The organism is Methylotenera sp., assembly GCF_029946165.1.
Classification (GTDB): Bacteria; Pseudomonadota; Gammaproteobacteria; order Burkholderiales; family Methylophilaceae; genus Methylotenera.
On the sequence record NZ_JAQSDZ010000021.1, the window covers coordinates 66,782 to 85,309 of the forward strand.

Genomic DNA, 18,528 nt, shown 5'->3' on the forward strand with positions numbered 1-18,528 from the left:
ACCTCGACCGCGAACCAAGTCATCAACGTAGCGGCCGTTAACGACGCGCCAATCGATGGCAACGAAACGAACATCGTCACACAAAATGCCACCCTCACTGTCCCAGTAGGCCCTAACAGCTTACTCGCCAACACCACCGACGTGGACGGCAGCACACCAACAGTGACCAGCTTCTTAGTGGCAGGCAACGCCACTCCATTTGCGGTGACAGCAGGCACCCCAGGGGTTGCCAACATTGCAGGGGTAGGCGTACTCACCATTAACAGTGACGGCAGCTACAGCTTTGCCCCAGTAGCCAATTACGCAGGCGCGATACCCGTAGTGACTTACACCGTCAGCGACAACGCTGCAGTGAACCCACTCACAGACAGCTCAACCCTGACCCTCACTATCGGCGCAAACAACCCACCAGTAGACGGCGATGAAACCAACTCCATCACAGAAGACCTCACCTTAACAGTAGCCAACGGCGCTGTAGGAGACCTACTCAACAACGCAACCGACCCAGACAACAATCCACTAAGCATCACCAGCTTCCTAGTGGCAGGCAACGCCACTCCATTTGCCGTGACAGCAGGCACCCCAGGTGTCGCCAACATTGCAGGGGTAGGCGTACTCACCATTAACAGTGACGGCAGCTACAGCTTTGCCCCAGTCGCCAATTACGCAGGCGCAATCCCCGTGATCACTTACACGGTTGCCGATGGCGTGGGCGGAAGCAACACCTCAACCTTGACCTTAACGATTACGGCCGTTAACGACGCGCCAATTAATACCGTACCAGTTGCGCAAACTAATAATGAGGATACCAGCAAAGCTATTACTGGCCTCTCTATTAGCGACGTTGATGCAGGCAGCAGCAGTATGACTGTAACATTGGCAATGACCTATGGCACCCTGACCGTGACTGGTGGCACCGCAGCCATTGCTGGCTCCGGTACGAGCAGCGTAACGCTGACTGGTACCGTGGCACAGATCAATACCACTCTGGCATCGAATGTGATTTATGTACCTACCCTTAACTTCAATGGTGCGGCCACACTTACCATGACCTCCAGCGACAACGGCAACACTGGTAGCGGCGGCACCCTAACCGATGTCGACACCGTGACCATTAATGTTAGTCCAGTCAATGATGTACCAGTGAATGCAATGCCTGCGAGTTACACTACCAATGAAGATACTACGCTTAAATTGAGTGGTTTATCTGTAACGGATGTCGATGCAGGCACAGGAAGTATCACTGTTACATTGTCAGTGCCATCAAGTAATGGGACTATCGCAGCCACAGGTACGGGAGTAGTAACAGTTTCAGGTTCTGGTACGACCAGCATTACGCTTACCGGTACTTTGGCTAATATCAACGCATATTTGGCAAGTGCAACTAATCAACCGACCTACACGCCAGCAAAAGATGTTAGCGGTACAGTGCAGCTAACTATGGTGACTAGCGACCAGGGTAACACTGGCACAGGCAATGTATTGACTGACACTGATACTGTGAACATCACTATCACTCCTATTGCTGATCCTATTTCTGATCCAAATAGTGTGTCGGTTGTAGTTGGCGCGGCTATTAGTAACACCATTGATTTGAGTTCGGGTGGATCTGGTGTTGATGGCGTGAATAGTTTTACCTTTGGTAATGGCGTGATTATGTCCAGTGGTAGTGGCGCAAACTTTAACTTGTCTAATGGTAATGATCTGGGTGTTAAAGGTGGTCCGAGCGGTGGTAGCAATCGAATTGATGGGTCTGAATCCATTATCTTTAGTTTCCCATCAGGCATGCAATCTATGTCATTGCAACTAAAGAATACAGCCAGTGACACGCTTAAGTTAACTGCTGGGTTGGAAGTCCCTGATTTAAACAGTTCTGGTACCATCACTGGGCAAGTGACATGTCCTGCTGCACAAGGGACGCCTTCATCATCTAATATGCAGGTTAGTCTGGTGCTTCAATACACAGATGGTACGACGAGTTCTCCTTTCATAGCTACGGTTTCATCTGGAGGCGCTTGGAGCTTGTCATACAACACAGGAGGCAAAACTATTTCATCAGCAAATGTGACTGCATTAGTCGATGGTGACTTATTCAATAATGGTGGTACTGATGCGACCACCTTTAATATCAGCACTGATATGAAGAGCTTTACGATTGCGCCAGATACTGCTAAAACATATTCATTGAATGACACCAATGATGGCTTCCAGATTGCAGCTATTTCAGCGAACGCTGCTATAACAGGTAGTGGATACTCATATCCAGTAGATATTTATGCAATAAATCCAGACCCATCAGAAACCATTACTAGCCTTAAACTGAGCGATCTGCCAGCGGATACACAATCACTCACGGTGGTACTTGCTAATGGTACTTATGTGGAGATTCAACCAGTTGGAGGAGTGTACGATTTAAGTGCTTATACCAGTTTATTAAGCACCTCTACAACTACAAGTGTAGATAAAATCTACTTAACGACCAGTACAGCCTTAACCTCTGGTTTCTCTCCCACAATGACTTTGGAAACTGTAGATGGATCAACTACTTCAGTGACTATTATTGGTGGAAGCGCTAGCTCAACCCACACAGGAGGCAGTTACAACGACTACATCAATGGCGGCGCTGGAAGTGACACTATAAATGGTGGTGCAGGCGAAGATATCTTGGTTGGTGGCACAGGTGCTGATACGATTACTGGGGGTGCAGGTAACGACACTATGACTGGCGGCAATGCCAGTGTGGACGATTCTCTCTCTGACGTATTTGTTTGGAACTTGGCAGATGCTGGCACCGTAGGTTCACCAGCTATCGATACCATCACCACGTTTTCAACGGTAGCAGCAGCGTCGGGGGGCGATGTGCTGGATTTACGTGACCTTATCACTGGCACAGCGACAACCGCAGATGCGCTTGATAATTACCTGCATTTTGAGAAGTCAGGCAGCGATACCATTCTGCATATCACTAGCAGCGGTACCTACGGTGATAACAATACGGTTGGTGCAGATGCCGTCTTGAGTGCTAAAGATGTTCAACAGATTGTATTCACAAATGTTGATTTAATTGGCACTTCGACAACTGATCAACAGGTTATACAAAATTTGTTAACGAACAATAAACTAATAGTAGATTAACTTTAAAAACCCAGAAGCTTTTTTTAATTTACATGAGGTTCAAACCTCATGTAAATTTATACAAAAGCTTATGACTTAAGGTAACCTATAAAATTGCCGAAAATCCATTTTATGGAAGATAACGCTAACAATCTGTTAATCAGAAGTTGCTGCCACATTGAAATACGTAAAAAATAAATAAAAAGTTCTATTTAAATGAATAGAACTTTTTATTTATGAAGGCGGCTTATATTCACTCGATTTGCATTGGTAGGATTAGGCTCGCTGCGATATAATGCGTCGGTTTACTAAATGTAAATCAAGTTTCAAATTCGGATGAGTGGCTGAGCGGTTGAAGGCACCACCCTGGAAAGGTGGCACAGGGGCAACTCTGTCGCGGGTTCGAATCCCGCCTCCTCCGCCAAAAGTTAGTTTTCTCACGTACCATAAAAAGTAATAGCTTTAGTAAATGCAAGAGTATTCAAGGCTTTGGATGAAATTTTTGTGTACAACTGGCAACTTCTTATCTAACGATAGAGTGGGGTAATTTGGGGGAAGGGAAGTACTAACCCCAATTTTAAGTCAGTGCAGTTCGGCATAGCCACACTTAAATGCTCCATGATAGCTTTTAGCCCACCGATAAAATGGACTTCTCATGGAATTGACGGTATGAAAAAATGTATGGATTTTTAATTTCTGAGTTTTCATTACTTTAAAAAATAATCAGTTAGTTTTTCCGCAAGCAATGTCAGACTAATAATGCAATCAGCACCACTACTAACCAAAATTAAGAAAGCACTGTAGTTCAGAGTTGTCTACATAATTAAGTTGTTTGCTGGCGTTAATCCAATTAGGGTACTTCATCAGAAGATCTTCTAGATTTAGGGCTTAAAATCACACGCGCAGCAATTTCCACTGGAACTTGATTGTCCTTCATTACTTTGATGCCTTCATGAAATCCTTGTGATAAGACAGCCGCAATACCAGTTTTTACTGCCGCCTCAAGTTTCCCGTTTACTCTTTCCTTTTTCATTATTTGTCCTTATCTGGTTCATTGATAGCTTACGAAACATAAATGACAATATAGTGAAATGCTTATAGTATCTGTCTGACTCCGCACATAACCGTAAATAATTCCGCGTCCTAATGCAATGACAGAAATGAGGCGCTCATTACTGTATTTCAGTTTATGGTGATGAGGCTGCGTTAGATATTTCACAGCCTTAAATACAAAATTTAGAGATAATCTTAATGAAAACAATTCTCATTTGTGTTAATATTACAAAAAAATTATCAATCATCTTAATGGAGTTAGAAATGCAATTTATTGCAGCCAGCGCGCAACAGTCTGTCCTTAAAAATACCAAACATAAAAATCAGTTTGAACTATCAAAGTTAACGCTAGCGATTCGAAATATTTTACTCGGTACTAGCGTGATTTTAATGGCTAGCCCAACTTCAGTATTAGCAGAAACCAGCACTAGCAACACCATTGAGTTACAAGAAGTCGCGGTTACTGCGCCAGCAATTAGCGATACGCAATCAGTTAACGGGTACAACGCAAAACGTAGCACAACTGCAACCAAAACAGATACTGAATTACGTGATGTGCCGCAATCTATTTCTGTCGTCACGCAAGACCAAATTAAAGATCAATCTGTTCAAAGTATTGCAGATGCCGTTCGTTACGTACCAGGTGTACAAGCGGCACAGGGTGAAGGTAATCGTGATGCACTGATTTTCCGTGGGAATCAAACAACAGGTGACTTCTTTTTAGATGGTGTACGTGATGATGTGCAAACTTACCGCGATGTTTACAATACAGATCGCATCGAGGTATTAAAAGGTCCAAATGGCATGATATTTGGCCGTGGCGGTGCAGGCGGTGCAATTAACCGTGTGTCTAAAGAAGCAGGCTGGGATCCCATTAGCCAAATCATGGCAAGCTATGGCGCTTATGACCAAAAACGTATTTCAGCAGATTTTGGCCAAGCCATTAATGATGCAGTCGCATTCCGTATCAATGCGGTTTACGAAAACTCGGACTCTTACCGTGATGGTGTAGAACTTAAACGTTATGGCGTAACACCAACGATTACAGTTAAACCCTCAGATAAAACTAAAATCACATTAGGCGTTGAATACTTTAAAGATGAACACACCAGTGACCGCGGTATACCATCCATGAACGGTGCAGGTAACTCAAGCTTGAAAAACCGCCCTTATAAAATTGGCGATACTGACCAATTTTTTGGTAATGCAGCATTAAGCCCTAACGAAACCGAAACAAAAGCATTTAACGCCATGATTGAACATGCATTTGATAGCGGTCTAACTGTACGTAACCGCTTGCGTTATGCAGATTACGATAAGTTTTATCAAAACATTTTCGCTAGAAACTCGGTTACCAATGCTGGCACTGTTCAATTTGGTGCTTATCGCGATGAAACAGATCGTGAAAATCTCATTAACCAAACGGATTTGATGTTTGACGTAAAAACAGGTTCTATTGAACATAAATTGTTATTTGGTATGGAATTAGCTAAGCAAGAAACAGACAATAAGCGCTTCCAGCCAACAACAGGCTCAACAAACATTCCTGGCTCTACAGGAACACAACCTGCAAGCAATCCATTCGTCCCTACTGCTTCTTTTGCAGTTTTGGCTACTAATAGAAAAAGTGACGTGGATGTCACTGCTTTTTACATGCAAGACCAAATTGTTTTAACGCCGAAATGGCAAGCAATTGTGGGTTTAAGACACGATAAATTTGAAACAGATTTCACAGATAAAATAGCTAATCAAAAAATTGATGTCAGTGATAACTTTATATCTCCACGTGCAGGTTTGATTTTTAAACCTGTAGAAGCAGTTTCACTCTATGGCAATTACAGCATCTCTTATGTACCACGTGCAGGTGATCAACTCACATCTCTTACTATTACAAACAGCAGTTTTGATCCTGAAAAATTCATTAACTATGAAGTGGGTGCAAAGTGGGACGTTAACCCTAACTTAGCATTCACCGCTGCGGTTTATAAATTAGAACGTGAAAATGTTTTAATAGCTGACCCAAGCAATCCTGCAGCGAATTCAATTCTGATTGATGGTCAAGAAACAAAAGGTATTGAATTAGGAATGACAGGCAATATTACAGACAAGTGGAGTGTAATTGGTGGTATAGCATTTCAAGACGGAAAAATAACCAAGGATATACTTGCCTTTAATACTAATGGTACAAGAAACCCTGGTAGCGACATACTAAAAGGGGCAGAACTAGCACAAACTCCAACTCGCACATTTTCATTGTGGAATCGTTACGACTTCAATGAAATGTGGGGTGCGGCTATTGGTGTAGTAAGTCGTTCAGAAATGTATGCAGCAACGCCTACCGCATCACAAAGCACAATACTGCCTGGCTACACACGCTTAGATGCAGCTGTGTTTGCGAAATTCAACAAAAACACACGCTTACAAGTCAACCTTGAAAACTTAACCAATAAAGAATATGCGCTTTATGCACATAACAACAATAACATCACACCAGGTTCACCAATTACAGGTCGCGCGACATTGATTTACGACTTTTAATTACAAGTTACATGGTTGATTAGGCCCATACATCGTGTATGGGCTTTTTTTTGTTTTTTATAATTGATAAATCTAAACAAGCAAATGTTAACTTTAGTTTGGTGCTGAACCCGTGAAGCCCAACACCTAACAATAAAAACATTCGTTGGGTAAATCTTTTTGTCGGGTCATTTTTAATCCCTTTTTGAAAGATGCGGTTTCCTGCAAAATGACGATTAACACAAAACTCCTTACACCCCTGAGTTCATCTGCCGAATAAAAACTCATGAAGTAATTAGTAGCTTTAAGCTTCTAATTTTAAGCTTTGGCTATATTTATGGTTCAGTCTCTTTGATTCTAAAGCTAAGAATTTTAGGAATATCTCATCTATATAGTACAAGCTTATGACTCATCTTTAGCTTAATTTATGGAGCCTCTGACAGGATTCTCTATCTGTTACCGCAAATATAAGATTTAATTATTCCGCTAGAAACTATGTCGCAGAATTACAGCACAAGATTGGAAAGGCTTTTCCAATAATGGAGTAGGGCTATTAAAAATATCTCGCTTGAAAATTATAATGTTATCCCCATTAATAGACTATTGTTTTTAAACCTCAATTTATAAACTAAATTCTTAAACCCACAAATTTCGATACACAAGCAAGGAGCTCAATTTATGTCCGTAGAGACAACCCAAAAAGAAACTCATCCCAAAGAATCCATGGCTTTTCAGGCGGAAGTGAAACAATTGCTTCAATTGATGATTCACTCCTTATATAGCAACAAAGAGATTGTGTTGCGTGAATTGATTTCTAACGCGTCCGATGCCGCGGATAAATTGCGTTTTGAAGCCGTGAGTAATGGCGGACTTTATGATGGTGATAGCGATTTAAAGATTCGTATTGCTTTCGATAAAGACGCGCGCACCGTGACCATTAATGATAACGGCATTGGTATGAGCCGTGATGAGGTGATTGCGAACATTGGTACGATTGCAAAATCTGGCACTAAAGAATTTTTTAATGCACTTTCTGGCGACCAAGCTAAAGATGCGAATTTGATTGGTCAATTTGGTGTGGGCTTTTATTCAGCTTTTATTATTGCAAATAAAGTGACCTTAACAACACGTCGCGCTGGCGCCACAACAGCGGTACGTTGGGAATCAGCTGGGGAGGGCGACTTCACATTAGAAGATGCAGATAAAGCGACTCGTGGTACTGAAATTGTATTGCACTTACGTGAGGGCGAAGACGAGTTTCTAAGTGATTGGAAGCTAAAAACCATTATTCGCAAGTATTCAGACCACATTACTTTACCAATCGTGATGAAAAAATCCGAATGGAAAGAGGGCGCTGAGATAGCAACCGATGAAGATGAAACGGTGAATAAAGCGTCAGCATTATGGGCGCGCAGCAAAAACGACATTACAGAAGAAGAGTATCAAGAGTTCTATAAACACGTTTCTCATGACTTTGAAAATCCACTGGCTTATACACATAGCCGCGTAGAAGGTAAACAAGAGTACATTTCACTGCTCTATATTCCAGGCAAAGCGCCGTTTGATTTGTACGACCGAGATCGTCGCCACGGCATTAAGTTATACGTAAAACGCGTCTTCATTATGGAAGATGCCGAAAAGTTAATGCCGCAGTATTTGCGTTTTGTCCGTGGTGTGATTGATACTTCTGATTTGCCATTAAACGTTTCACGTGAGATTTTGCAGTCGAGCCGCGATGTGGATGCGATTAAAGCGGGTTCGACTAAGAAAATCTTGGGTGTGCTTGAAGATATGGCTGAGAATAAAACAGAAGATTACACAAAATTCTACGCAGAGTTTGGCCGTGTATTGAAAGAAGGTCCAGGCGAAGATTATGCTAATAAAGACAAAATTGCTGGGTTATTAAGATTCGCTTCAACCAAGGCGGATACTGACGTGCAAGAAGTCTCTTTCAAAGACTATATCGCGCGTATGCAGCCTGAGCAAGATGTGATTTATTACATTACGGCAGAAAGTTTCGCTGCCGCGCAACACAGCCCACATTTAGAAATCTTCCGTAAAAAAGGCATTGAAGTATTACTGATGTCTGATCGTGTTGATGAGTGGCTACTCGGTAGTTTGACTGAGTTTGACGGTAAAAAACTGCAATCTATCGCCAAAGGTGATTTAGACTTAGGCAAACTAGAATCAGACACGGAAAAAGAGATTCAAAAACAAATTGAAGAAGAAGCCAAAACCTTAGTTGAGAAAATTAAAAATTCATTAGGCGATCAAGTGAAAGATGTACGTGTGACACACCGCTTAACTGATTCACCTGCTTGCTTGGTGAGCGATGCGAATGATTTATCGGGTAATTTGGCACGTATGTTAAAAGCCGCAGGACAAAATACGCCAGACGCTAAACCTATCTTAGAAATCAACCCAGCGCATAAACTTGTGAAACGTCTTGAGGCAGAGAATGCTGATGCGGTTTTTAGTGACTTAGCGTTCGTGTTATTTGACCAAGCTTTGTTGGCAGAAGGCGGAACATTGAATGATCCAGCAAGCTTTGTGAAACGTATGAACAGTCTAATTAGCTAATAACCGATAAGTAATTTATCTAATAAAAACCCGCCTAACGTAAGTTAGGCGGGTTTTTTATTCTTTCTTACTTTTTTTATTTATTTGTATCAATACGTGAAGAATTAGATAAATTTTAACTTTAGTTGTTGACTATGTAAATAAGAATCATTATCATTTGTATGTGATATTAAGCAACGGGAAATATAGATGGCAAATTGTAATAAACAGCAAAATAACCTTCAGCAACGTTATGGTGCGGGCGTATATGACCCAGATTTGCCAAATGCAAATGCGGTGATGGCGGCAATCTGCTGTGTGAGTTCGCAATATATTGTTCATCCTTCTGCGGATTTGGCGATGTTGGTTGCAGATCTGGCACACAAACTGACTGCGCCACAATACGCAGAATCTACTTTGGTGACAGAGGTGGCAAAACGACTTGTGAATCAATGGGCGGAGATAGTTCGTGAGCAACAAGCTAGCCTTTTAGATGCCACACCTTTGAGCGAATCTTTTCATTAGTTTTATAGAAGATTAACGATTGCAAACAAAGTTTTAGCTAAAAATACAGAGAGATAATATGTCAAGATTAACAGGCCCAAGATTAAAAATTATGCGTTCATTAGGGGTTGATTTACCAGGCTTATCCCGTAAAACCATAGAAGCAAGACCTACACCGCCTGGTCAGCATGGCATGAAAGCAACACGTCGCCGTAAGTCTGACTATGGTGTGAAATTGCAAGAAAAACAAAAGTTGCGTTTCAACTATGGCTTAACTGAAAGACAAATGCGCCGCTTGATTATTGAGGCGCGTAAGGGTAGCGAACCGACTGGTGATAATTTTTTACAGTTATTAGAGCGCCGCTTAGATAACGTTATTTTTAGAGCAGGATTTGCTCCATCAGTGATTTCGGCGCGTCAATTAGTTACACATGGTCATGTAATTTTGAATGGGCGGTCGGCGAATATTCCGTCAATGCGCGTGAAAATATCGGATGAAGTTACACTTAAAGTGACTAGTTTAAAGATACCTCTAGTGGCTGAAACTCTAGCCAAACCAGTATTAGATCGCCCCGATTGGTTGCAATGGGATGAAACCGCTAAGCGCATTAAAGTGGCTCACTTACCAGATGCAGACCAAGTACCTTTTCCGATTGATGTTCAGCAAGTTGTTGAATATTACTCAAACCGAATTTAAGCCTGACTAACACAGGCTTAGATATTAGGTTGATGCGAATCAATCTAGAAAGCTGTAATTGCACGGCAACGTGCATCTCCTTGTATTAACTTATGACCGCATTGAATTTATTCATGTCAGCCGGTCACTTTTTTTAAACAAGTAATTAAATCTACCTTCTAACAAATGATGACTGGATGTGGTAATGAGAGAAGATGAAGTGTGCCGAAAAATAGTGTTAGCGGGTGGCGAAGGTTGCCAAATTGTATATTGTGAGGGATGCCAAGTTGTTGAAGTTCAGCTAGGCGCTATTAGCGTGCACTTAGAGTTAACCGCATTACATAATTTACAATCAATCTTAGGTCAAGCTGCGATAAAATTGTCGGTACTTAAGGCGATTAAAGTGTCACCAGAATTTCATTATGATCAATTCAATCTAGAGTAAAAGTTAGTTAGTAGTTTTAGATTCGTAAAATATTAACTAAAAATTAGTTGGTAGCTTATTTAGCGGTCTTATCATGGCATATTCTTTGCTAGAATGATATTTACATAAACAACTAAATGAGTTCAGCTAATGAAAACGCCAGATCAGCCTAAAGCTACAACTTCATCCATTGCGAAAGACACATTAACCCCAGCAGTAAAACCTAAAGGCATGAGTAAATCAGCCGCTACCAGTGCTAAACCTATGCCTAAAACAAAAGCAGCTAAGTTAACTTTAGTGCCTAAGCTCTCACCCATTGATCAAGCTTTACAAAACCATCTCATTTTTTCTAGCTTTAAAACCAATGATGCAGCCACACCTAGAGATTGGTATGATGCAGCTAGCTATACGATACGTGACCATGTGGTTGAGCGTTGGGTAAAAACCGCTGATTCTTATTATAAAGAGGATCCAAAGCGCGTTTATTACTTGTCGCTAGAGTTCTTAATCGGGCGTATGTTAAGCAATGCTGCACTAAACTTGGGCATAGACAAAGACCTTAAAGATGGAATCGCTAGTTTAGGGCGCGATTTAGAAAATACTGTAGAAATGGAAACAGATGCTGCTTTAGGAAATGGGGGTTTGGGTCGTTTAGCCGCTTGTTTCTTAGACTCAATGGCAACTATGGCTATTCCAGCAACAGGTTACGGCATTCGTTATGAATATGGCATGTTCAAGCAAACTATTGAAAATGGCCAGCAGGTAGAAAACCCAGATAACTGGTTACGCTACGGTAATATTTGGGAGTTTCAACGTCCAGAAGCTAGTTATGACGTTAAGTTTTATGGGCATGTGGTTTTTTCAGAGCATTCACAGCACTGGGTTGATAGTGAACACGTTGTCGCTATGGCATATGATATGCCAGTGCCAGGTTATGGAGGCGAAACCGTCAATACTTTACGCTTATGGTCAGCTAAAGCAGCGCGTGAATTTGATCTACGCCATTTTAATGACGGCAATTTTGAGCAAGCCGTGCAAGAGCGCAACGATACTGAAAGCATCTCAAAAGTTTTATATCCAAACGATGTTTCGGTGTTGGGTAAAGAATTGCGTTTAAAGCAGCAATATTTCTTTGTTTCAGCTTCCATTCAAGATATTTTGCGTCGCTTCTTAAGTACGCATGAAATGAAAAAACAAGCAGACTGGGCGATTCTGCCAGATAAAATTGCGATTCAACTTAACGATACACATCCTTCAATTGGTGTTGCAGAGATGATGTATCAATTGGTAGATGTCCATCGTTTAGAGTGGGATTTTGCATGGAAGTTAGTCGGAAAGATTTTTGCTTACACAAATCACACGCTCATGCCAGAAGCACTAGAAACCTGGACGGTAGACTTATTCTCACGTCTATTGCCGCGTCATTTAGACATTATTTACAAGATTAACTTTGAATTTTTACACATGGTCAACCATCATTTCCCTGGTGACCCAGAGCTGTTGAAACGCGTTTCCATTATTGATGAAAACAATGGCCGCCGCGTGCGTATGGCGCATTTAGCCGTGGTGGGTAGCCATACCGTAAATGGAGTGGCGGCATTACATAGCCAGTTACTTAGACAACACCTATTTGCAGATTTTGATCGCATTTATCCAGGAAAAATGACCAATGTGACCAACGGAATTACGCCGCGTCGCTGGTTAAATCAAGCTAACCCTGGCTTAACGGCATTGCTAGAAAAAGTCATTGGAACGGGCTTCCAAAAGGACTTATCATTAATTAAAAAAATCACGCCTTTAGCCAATGATGCCGAATTCAGAATGGCTTTTGCAGCGGTCAAGCAGGTAAATAAAGCTAGACTAGCCGCTAAAATTGAGCAAAAAACTGGCATTAAAGTTAACGTTAATAGCTTGTTTGATGTGCAAATTAAACGTATTCACGAATACAAACGTCAATTATTAAACGTGTTGCATGTGGTGACTTTGTATAACCGCATTCGTAATGGCGAAAAAGGCATTACGCCTCGTACCGTGATTTTTGGTGGTAAAGCCGCGCCAGGTTACTGGATGGCAAAACAAATTATTCGTTTAATTAATGATGTCGCAGCCATTATTAACGAAGATTTGGCGGTTGGTGACCAACTCAAAGTGGTCTACTACCCGAATTATGAAGTTTCAGCAGCTGAAATTTTATTCCCAGGTAGTGATTTGTCTGAACAAATTTCAACTGCAGGTACCGAGGCAAGCGGTACAGGTAACATGAAAATGGCACTCAATGGCGCTTTAACTATTGGTACTTTAGATGGTGCGAATGTTGAAATTATGGAAGAGGTTGGCGATGAGCATATCTTTATTTTCGGCTTAACCACTCCGCAAGTAGCGGAAGTAAAAGCCAACGGCTACAACCCATATGACTACTACCATAGCAATCCTGAACTCAAACAAGTGTTAGATATGATTGCAAGCGGCTTCTTCTCTGTGGAAGAACCAAGCCGTTATCAACCGATTATTGATAATTTGCTTAAAAATGGCGATCAGTACTTGCTGCTTGCAGACTACGCAAGTTATATAGAAACGCAAGACAGAGTTGGCAAGCTGTATCAACATCAAGATGAATGGACGCGTTTAGCCATATTGAATGTGGCAAATATGGCTAAATTTTCAAGTGACCGTGCGATTGACGATTATGCGAAAAATATTTGGCATGTAAAGACCTAGATTCAATATTTAGAAGTCTTAATAAGTACTGCCCTGCAAGCCAAGTATGATTAGGCTTGCAGGGCAGTATTTTTTGTGGTTAACAAATTAGAATAAGCAATCGTAAATTATCATTAGTGCTTAAGCGCATGCGAGCATTTAGCGTTATGCTTACGCATTGCGACATTCATTGGAGAAGGAAATGCGTAAACTTTTAGCCACATTAGGTTTTGTTTTATTCACAAGTCACGCTAATGCCTTAGGTGTTAGCGACTTAAGCAATAAAGAGGCCAGTAATGGTTTAAAAGAAGCCTTAAGCCAAGGCGTTAATAAAGCTGTAAGCATGCTCGGTACTACCGATGGATTTATGGGCAATAGCGAAGTGAAAATCCCACTACCACGCTCGCTACAAAAAGCGCAAAAGATCATGAAAATGATGGGCATGGGCAAACAATCTGACGAGCTAGTGCTCAAAATGAACCGTGCTGCAGAAGCCGCCGTGCCAGAAGCTAAAACCTTATTAGTAGATTCAATCAAAAAAATGACGGTAGCCGACGCAAAAGCCATTTTGACGGGCCCTCAAGATGCCGCAACACAATACTTTAAAAAAACCACCTCAGCACAAATGGCCGCAAAGTTTTTACCTGTTGTAGAGAAAGCGACAGCTAACGTGCAGTTGGCTGATTCATATAATAAATACGCAAAGCAAGGCGCTAAATATGGCTTAGTGAAAAAAGAGGACGTTAACATTAACCAATATGTTACTCAAAAAGCATTGGATGGCGTGTACTTGATGATTGCTAAAGAAGAAGCTGCTATTCGCCAAGATCCTGTTGGTCAGGCAAGTAGTTTGTTGAAGAAAGTGTTTGGGTCAATTGATAATTAAATACTAATTATTAGCAATAAAGTTTCGTTAAACTTGGTTGGCGGCAATAAGCATTTAAGGCTTAATCGCCGCCAATCTGATAGAATTCAGCTTTCGCAATTTGTATTTATTTAGCTGAATTTTAATGACTCAATCTAAAGCCCACACACCAATGGTTTGCCTACGTGGCAGCGCCGCCTTATCTCAATTTCGTATCGAGAAAATCCAATCCCAACTTAACCAGAATGCTTCAAACATCAAGCATTTTTATGCTGAGTTTCGACATTTTATTTGGGCGGATGTTGCATTAAATGAAGTGCAGCAAAATACTTTAAAAGAGATTTTGACCTACGGACCAAGGTTGCAGGCCGAAGACCCACAAGGGGAGTTGCTCTTAGTGATTCCGCGCATTGGCACGATTTCGCCTTGGGCTTCACGCGCGACAGATATTGTTAAACACTGTGGTTTAGAGGCTGTGCAACGCGTTGAACGTGGTATTGCTTATTATGTGCAAACCAAAAATGGCGAAAAACTCACGCAAGAAGAGCGTCAACAGCTTTTGCCATTGATTCATGACCGCATGACTGAAATGGTATTTGCCAGCTTGGACGATGCCGCTAAGCTTTATCACGCAGATGCGCCAAAACCATTAAGCACCGTAGATATTCTGCAAGGCGGCAAACAAGCGCTTGTGCAAGCGAACTCTGAGCTTGGCTTGGCGCTATCGCCTGATGAGGTTGATTACTTGCTAGAAAACTTTTTGCGTATGGGTCGCAATCCAACCGATGTTGAGTTAATGATGTTTGCGCAAGCTAACTCTGAACATTGCCGCCACAAGATTTTTAATGCGGATTGGGTAATTGATGGCGCGCAGCAGGAAATATCATTATTCGGCATGATACGTAATACGCATAAGCTAAACCCAGGCAGCACAGTGGTGGCTTATTCTGATAACTCTTCTATTGTTGAGGGGCAGCAATCAGGCGAAAAAACTAAGCGTTTTTATCCGCGTGAAAATGGTGCGTATAGTTTTATTGAAGAAGAAATGCATTACCTAATGAAGGTGGAAACGCATAACCACCCAACGGCTATTTCACCGTTTGCGGGTGCGGCAACGGGTGCTGGGGGCGAGATTCGTGATGAAGGCGCAACTGGTAGCGGCTCTAAACCAAAAGCAGGATTAACGGGTTTTTCAGTTTCTAACTTAAATATTCCAAATTTCGAGCAACCTTGGGAAGCCAATAATTACGGTCGCCCTGGCCGCATAGCTTCACCATTCCAGATTATGATTGATGGCCCACTTGGTGGCGCGGCGTATAACAATGAATTTGGTCGCCCAAATATTGCAGGTTATTTCCGTACTTTTGAGTTGGAATCACTAGATGCTAATGGTCAATCGGAAATGCGCGGCTACCATAAGCCCATTATGTTGGCGGGTGGTTTAGGCAATATTTCTGCAAAACATTCTAAAAAGAATCCAATTCCAGCAGGTGCGGCTTTAGTGCAATTAGGCGGCCCAGCAATGTTGATTGGGCTTGGCGGTAGCGCTGCGTCAAGTATGGATACTGGTAGCAACGTTGAAAATCTAGATTTTGATTCAGTACAGCGCGGCAACCCAGAGCTTGAGCGTAGAGCGCAAGAAGTTATTGACCGTTGCTGGCAACTAGGCGACAAAAACCCAATTTTAAGTATTCACGATGTAGGCGCGGGTGGTATTTCAAACGCTTTTCCCGAGCTAGTGAACGATGCTGGCGTAGGCGCGACTTTTCAATTGCGCGATGTGAATAACGAAGAGCCTGGCATGTCACCACGTGAGTTGTGGAGTAACGAGGCGCAAGAGCGCTATGTGATGGCGATTGCGCAAGAGGATTTACCACGTTTTAAAGCTATTTGTGAGCGCGAACGTTGCCCATTCGCTGTGGTAGGTATTGCTACTGAAGAGCGTCATTTAACCGTGGCTGATAGTCATTTTGACAATAATCCAGTGGATATGGATATGTCAGTTTTGCTGGGCAAACCGCCAAAAATGACACGTGATGTGAAAAGCATCGCTAAGCAATTACAAGCTTTCGATACCAGTAAAATTGATTTAAAAGATGCCACAGCCCGCGTATTAAGATTACCAGGCGTGGCTGATAAAACTTTCTTGATTACCATTGGTGACCGCTCAGTGACTGGTTTAGTAGCGCGTGAGCAAATGGTCGGCCCATGGCAAGTGCCAGTGGCGGACGTTGCTGTGACTTTGGCTGGTTATGAAACTTACGTGGGCGAAGCGTTTGCGATTGGTGAAAAAGCACCTTTGGCCTTAATTAATGCGCCAGCCTCAGGTCGTATGGCAATTGGTGAGTCAATTACCAATATCGCAGCCTGCTTAATTGATGATTTAAGCGTACTTAAACTATCAGCCAACTGGATGGCGCCAGCAGGTCATGCGGGTGAAGATGCGGCTTTGTTTGAAACGGTTAAAGCTGTCGGTATGGAGCTTTGCCCGCAATTAGGCATCAGTATTCCAGTGGGTAAAGACTCCATGTCTATGAAAACCGTGTGGAATGATGACGGTGTCAATAAAGCAGTCACCTCGCCGATTTCATTGGTTGTGACTGCTTTTGCAACCACTCCAGATGCACGTAAAACTTTAACTCCGCAATTACAAACAGGGGCACCATCTAAACTAATCTTGATTGATTTAGGCGCAGGCAAAAACCGCATGGGTGGTTCAAGCTTGGCGCAGGTTTACGGTGTGGTGGGTGATGTGGCGCCAGATGTCGATGATGCCGCGCAGTTAAAACATTTCTTTAACACCATTCAACAGTTGAATAAAGCTGGCAAAATTTCAGCCTACCATGACCGTTCAGATGGCGGCTTATTTACCACTTTAGTTGAAATGGCATTTGCCGGTCATTGCGGTTTGAATGTTGATATTTCAAGCTTGCAGGGCGATGTGACTAGTGCCTTGTATAACGAAGAATTAGGCGCTGTGATTCAAGTGGCTTCTTCTGACGCAGAAGCAATTGTTCAGCAGTTTAATGGTTTAGCGCATGTTGTCGGTGAAGTTATTGCGGGCAATCAAATTGAAATTAAACAACACGATAAAGTGGTGTTTAGTGATACACGCGTTAACTTGCATCGTATGTGGTCTGAAACGACTTATCAAATGCAAAAGTTGCGTGATAACCCAGCTTGCGCACAGCAAGAATATGACCGTCTGTTAGACGAAACAAATCGTGGATTATTTGCAGAACTTACTTATACGCCAAGTGAAAATATCGCTGCGCCATATATTTCTACTGGCGCACGTCCAAAAATGGCAATTCTGCGTGAGCAGGGCGTGAATGGTCATGTGGAAATGGCTGCATCATTCGACCGTGCTGGCTTTGCAAGCTATGACGTGCATATGAGCGACATTATTGCGGGTAGAGTTTCGCTAAAAGATTTTGCCGGCGTTGTGGCTTGCGGTGGTTTCTCGTATGGTGATGTATTAGGTGCAGGTGAAGGTTGGGCAAAATCAATTTTATTTAACTCACGTGCACGCGATGAATTTTCAGCATTCTTTAACCGTACCGATAGCTTTGCATTAGGCGTTTGTAACGGTTGCCAAATGATGAGTAATTTACAAAGCATTATTCCAGGTGCTGCGCATTGGCCACATTTTGTGAAAAATAAATCTGAACAATTTGAAGCTAGATTAGCTATGGTTGAGGTTTTAGAGTCGCCATCGCTATTCTTTAATGGCATGGCTGGCAGCAAAATGCCAATTGCCGTGGCGCATGGCGAAGGTTTTACTGAGTTTAAAGAACCTTCTGAAAACTCAGCGGTCAATGAAGTGTTAGCGAAAAAACTGGTGACGATGCGCTTTATCGATCATGCATCAGCACCAACAACAAGCTATCCGTATAATCCAAACGGTTCTCCACAAGGGATTACTGGATTAACCAGCACAGATGGACGTTTTAGTATTATGATGCCACATCCTGAGCGGGTAATTCGAAATGTGCAAAACACATGGCAACGTTGCGATGATAGTGAAGATAGTGCTTGGATTCGGATGTTCCGCAATGCAAGAAAGTTTGTTGGATAATTTATAAAAACACATTAACTAGAAGTTTGGAGATTAATTAG

General features: G+C 42.2%; 10 protein-coding genes and 1 tRNA gene. 10 read left to right on the top strand and 1 reads right to left on the bottom strand.

The window, feature by feature from the left end; translation table 11 throughout:
- Positions 1-3,135 (top strand): tandem-95 repeat protein (locus PSV17_RS10915; RefSeq protein WP_300482519.1); only part of this gene is annotated, 3,135 nt, incomplete at its 5' end.
- Positions 3,136-3,448: 313 nt separating this feature from the next.
- Positions 3,449-3,538: transfer RNA gene (locus PSV17_RS10920), tRNA-Ser, on the top strand.
- Positions 3,539-3,964: 426 nt separating this feature from the next.
- Here the strand turns inward: PSV17_RS10920 and PSV17_RS10925 are convergent.
- Positions 3,965-4,147 carry a hypothetical protein gene (locus tag PSV17_RS10925; protein ID WP_300482521.1) on the bottom strand — a complete coding sequence of 61 codons (183 nt, stop codon included), beginning with the start codon at positions 4,145-4,147 and terminating at the stop codon, positions 3,965-3,967.
- A gap of 284 nt (positions 4,148-4,431) precedes the next feature.
- Between PSV17_RS10925 and PSV17_RS10930 the strand changes: the two genes are divergently transcribed.
- From PSV17_RS10930 to purL, 8 genes are all read left to right on the top strand, one after another.
- Positions 4,432-6,705: a TonB-dependent siderophore receptor gene (locus tag PSV17_RS10930; RefSeq protein WP_300482523.1), complete on the top strand. Its 2,274-nt coding sequence runs from the start codon at positions 4,432-4,434 to the stop codon at positions 6,703-6,705.
- Between the two features lie 657 nt (positions 6,706-7,362).
- The gene (gene htpG / locus PSV17_RS10935) at positions 7,363-9,264 is read left to right on the top strand and encodes a molecular chaperone HtpG (protein WP_300482525.1); all 1,902 of its coding nucleotides are present in this window, start codon (positions 7,363-7,365) and stop codon (positions 9,262-9,264) included.
- 189 nt (positions 9,265-9,453) lie between these two features.
- Positions 9,454-9,768, top strand: a complete 315-nt coding sequence (locus tag PSV17_RS10940) for a hypothetical protein (RefSeq protein WP_300482528.1) — start codon at positions 9,454-9,456, stop codon at positions 9,766-9,768.
- 58 nt (positions 9,769-9,826) lie between these two features.
- The gene (gene rpsD, locus PSV17_RS10945; RefSeq protein ID WP_300482531.1) at positions 9,827-10,444 is read left to right on the top strand and encodes a 30S ribosomal protein S4; all 618 of its coding nucleotides are present in this window, start codon (positions 9,827-9,829) and stop codon (positions 10,442-10,444) included.
- Between the two features lie 184 nt (positions 10,445-10,628).
- A complete protein-coding gene (locus PSV17_RS10950; protein ID WP_300482534.1) occupies positions 10,629-10,868 on the top strand; it encodes a hypothetical protein in 240 nt (79 codons plus the stop codon).
- Positions 10,869-11,111: 243 nt separating this feature from the next.
- Positions 11,112-13,565: a glycogen/starch/alpha-glucan phosphorylase gene (locus PSV17_RS10955; protein ID WP_300482651.1), complete on the top strand. Its 2,454-nt coding sequence runs from the start codon at positions 11,112-11,114 to the stop codon at positions 13,563-13,565.
- Between the two features lie 181 nt (positions 13,566-13,746).
- The gene (locus tag PSV17_RS10960; RefSeq protein WP_300482536.1) at positions 13,747-14,430 is read left to right on the top strand and encodes a DUF4197 domain-containing protein; all 684 of its coding nucleotides are present in this window, start codon (positions 13,747-13,749) and stop codon (positions 14,428-14,430) included.
- Between the two features lie 124 nt (positions 14,431-14,554).
- A complete protein-coding gene (gene purL / locus PSV17_RS10965; protein ID WP_300482538.1) occupies positions 14,555-18,487 on the top strand; it encodes a phosphoribosylformylglycinamidine synthase in 3,933 nt (1,310 codons plus the stop codon).
- Positions 18,488-18,528 lie beyond the last annotated feature (41 nt).